Origin of the sequence: Nocardioides sp. (assembly GCF_035481145.1) — a bacterium.
In the GTDB taxonomy this organism is placed as follows: Bacteria; Actinomycetota; Actinomycetes; order Propionibacteriales; family Nocardioidaceae; genus Nocardioides.
On sequence record NZ_DATIHB010000144.1, the window covers coordinates 1 to 3,414 of the forward strand.

General features: G+C 70.8%; 3 protein-coding genes. All 3 read left to right on the forward strand.

The genetic code is table 11. The features are described from left to right. Positions 1 to 1,083: ABC-F family ATP-binding cassette domain-containing protein (locus tag VLF38_RS12310; protein ID WP_325271537.1), on the forward strand; the 1,083-nt coding region annotated here is incomplete at its 5' end. Between the two features lie 24 nt (positions 1,084 to 1,107). Then, entirely contained in the window at positions 1,108 to 2,988 is a 1,881-nt protein-coding gene (locus VLF38_RS12315) for an ABC transporter ATP-binding protein (protein WP_325271538.1), read from the forward strand. Between the two features lie 9 nt (positions 2,989 to 2,997). After that, positions 2,998 to 3,414, forward strand: a 417-nt coding sequence (locus VLF38_RS12320; protein WP_325271539.1) for an SDR family NAD(P)-dependent oxidoreductase, incomplete at its 3' end; no start/stop codon positions are given.

A 3,414-nucleotide genomic window follows, 5' to 3' on the forward strand; every position in this document is an offset into this window, starting at 1 on the left:
CTGCTGCGCCGCCCGGACGTGCTGCTGCTCGACGAGCCCACCAACCACCTCGACGCCGACTCGATCGTCTGGCTGCGCGGCTTCCTGCAGCAGTACAAGGGCGGCGTGATCCTGATCAGCCACGACACCGGGCTGCTCGACGCGACGATCAACAAGGTCTTCCACCTCGACGCCAACCGCGCGGTCATCGACATCTACAACATGGGCTGGAAGCCGTACCTCCAGCAGCGCGAGACCGACGAGGCCCGCCGCAAGCGCGAGCGCCTCAACGCGGAGAACAAGGCCAAGACCCTCACCGACCAGGCCAACCGGATGCGCGCCCGCGCCTCGGGTGCCTCCGCGGCGCAGTCGATGCTGAAGCGCGCCGAGCGGCTCAAGGCCGGCATCGAGGGCGAGCGGCAGTCCGACAAGGTCGCGGCGATCAAGTTCCCGGCGCCGCAGCCGTGCGGCAAGACGCCGCTCATGGCCGAGGACCTCTCCAAGTCCTACGGCGCGCTCGAGATCTTCACCGCCGTCGACCTGGCGATCGACAAGGGCTCGCGGGTCGTCATCCTGGGCCTCAACGGCGCCGGCAAGACGACGATGCTGCGCATGCTCGCGGGCGTCACCGAGCCCGACACCGGCCGGCTGATCCCGGGCCACGGCCTCAAGATCGGCTACTTCGCGCAGGAGCACGAGACGCTCGACCACGACCGCACCGTGCTGGAGAACATGCAGTACGCCGCCCCGCAGCTCACCGACTCGGAGGCACGGTCGGTGCTCGGCTCGTTCCTCTTCTCCGGCGACGACGCGCACAAGCCCGCGGGCGTGCTCTCGGGTGGCGAGAAGACCCGACTGGCGCTGGCCTCCCTCGTGGTCTCGAGCGCCAACGTGCTGCTCCTCGACGAGCCGACCAACAACCTCGACCCGGCCTCGAGGGAAGAAGTCCTGGCCGCGATCCGTTCGTACGAAGGCGCGATCGTCCTGGTCACCCACGACGAGGGCGCGGTCCATGCCCTCGAGCCCGACCGGGTGCTGCTGCTCCCCGACGGCGACGAGGACCTGTGGAGCGACGAGTACGCCGACCTGGTCTCGCTTGCCTGACCTGTTTCGAGTGAAGGAGGCCGCATGAGCGGAATGCAGGGCATGGCGCCCATGATGCGGAACCTCCGCACCGACCGCTCCGTCCTCGAGCGGAAGCTGGCCCGGACGACCCTGCGTCGCATCCTCGGCTTCGCGAAGCCGCACCGCCGGCTGATCACCGGCTTCCTGATCCTGACCGTCATCGACGCCGGCATGGTCGTGGTCTCGCCGCTGCTGGTGCAGCGGATCATCGACGACGGCGTGCTCAAGGGCGACGTCGGCGTGGTGACCACGATCGCCCTGATCATGGCCGGGGTCGCGCTCTTCTCCGCCGTCCTGGCCGTGGCGGCCGGCCTGCTCTCGTCGCGGATCGGCGAAGGGCTCATCTTCGACCTGCGCACGCGGGTATTCGGGCACGTGCAGCGGCAGTCGCTCGCCTTCTTCACCCGCACGCAGACCGGCGCGCTGGTCTCGCGCCTCAACAACGACGTGATGGGGGCCCAGCGCGCCTTCACCTCCACGCTCTCCTCGACGGTCTCCAACCTGATCTCGGTCGTGGTCGTGGGCATCGCCATGCTCGCCCTGTCGTGGCAGGTCACGCTGCTCTGCCTCGCGCTCTTCCCGATCCTGCTGCTGACCTCGCGCTTCGTCGGCGGCAAGCTGGCCGGCCTGTCGCGGATGCAGATGGACGGCAACGCCGACATGGGCAACGCGATGACGGAGCGCTTCAACGTCGGTGGCGCGATGCTGCTCAAGCTCTTCGGACGCCGCGAGGTCGAGGACGCGCTCTTCGCCGCGAAGGCCGGCACGGTGCGTGACCTCGGCATCCGGATCGCGCTCGTCACACGGATCTTCACCGCCACGATGATGCTCGTGCCCGCGCTGGCGACCGCGGTCGCCTACGGCGTCGGCGGCCGCCTCGCGATCGAGCAGGAGCTGACGGTCGGCACGCTCCTGGCGCTGGCCACGCTGCTGCTCCGCCTGCTCGGTCCGCTGCAGGGCCTCTCCAACGTCCGTGTCGACGTGATGACCGCGCTCGTCTCCTTCGAGCGCGTCTTCGAGGTGCTCGACCTGGAGCCGTCGATCACTGAGCGCGAGGACGCCGTGGAGCTGCCGCGGTCGGCTGCCTCGCTTGAGTTCGACCACGTCGCCTTCACCTACCCGAAGGCGGAGGACGTCTCGCTCGCCTCGCTCGAGACCGTCGCCCGCAAGGAGTCACGCGACGTGCGCGAGGTGCTCCACGACGTCTCCTTCACGGTGCAGCCGGGGCAGATGGTCGCTCTCGTCGGCCCGTCGGGTGCCGGCAAGACGACGCTCACGCATCTCGTCGCCCGGCTGTACGACGCGACGGCCGGCGCTGTCCGGGTCGGAGGGCACGACGTACGCGAGGTGACGCTGGAGTCGCTGGAGGCGCAGGTCGGCTACGTCACGCAGGACGCGCACATGTTCCACGACACGATGCGGGCCAACCTGCTCTACGCGCGGCCGACGGCGAACGACGACGAGATCTGGTCCGCGCTCGAGGCGGCGCAGATCGCCCCGATGGTGCGCGCGCTGCCCGACGGCCTCGACACGGTCGTGGGCGACCGTGGCTACCGGCTCTCCGGTGGTGAGCGCCAGCGCCTCGCGATCGCACGGCTCCTGCTGAAGGCGCCCGCCATCGTCGTGCTCGACGAGGCGACGGCCCACCTCGACAGCGAGTCCGAGGCGGCGGTCCAGCAGGCGCTCGACGCCGCGCTCGAGGGGCGTACGTCGCTGGTGATCGCCCACCGCCTCTCCACGGTGCGCAACGCCGACCTGATCCTGGTCCTCGACGACGGTCGCGTCGTCCAGCAGGGCACCCACGCCGAGCTGCTGGCCGCCGGCGGGCTCTACGCCACCCTGCACGCGACCCAGTTCCGCGAGGCCGTCCCGCAGGACGTCTAGGTTGCTCCCATGGACCTCCAGCTGACGGACCGTGTCCTCATCGTCACCGGGGGAGCCCGGGGTCTCGGCCGTGCGACCGCCGACGTGCTGGTCGCCGAGGGCGCGCGGGTCGTGCTCTCCGGCCGCTCCCAGGAGTCGCTCGACGACGCGGTCGCCTCGCTCGACGACGCGGCGGGTCGACAGGCGGCCGTGGCCGTGGTCGCCGACAACGCCGACCGGGCCACGCCGGCGCGCCTGCTGGCCGCAGCCGAGGAGGCGTGGGGGCGGCTCGACGGCGCCCTGATCAGCGTCGGTGGTCCGCCCAAGGGCCCGGTGGGGGAGATCACCGACGACCAGTGGAGCGCCGCCTTCGAGTCCGTCTTCCTCGGTGCCGTACGCCTCGCGCGCGAGATCGGTGCCGCCCTGCCGGCCGGCGGCTCGCTGGGG

What these genes read in the sequence shown, in the direction of transcription:
- VLF38_RS12315 (WP_325271538.1), top strand. Translation starts at nt 1,108, where the DNA reads ATGAGCGGAATGCAGGGCATGGCGCCCATGATGCGGAACCTCCGCACC.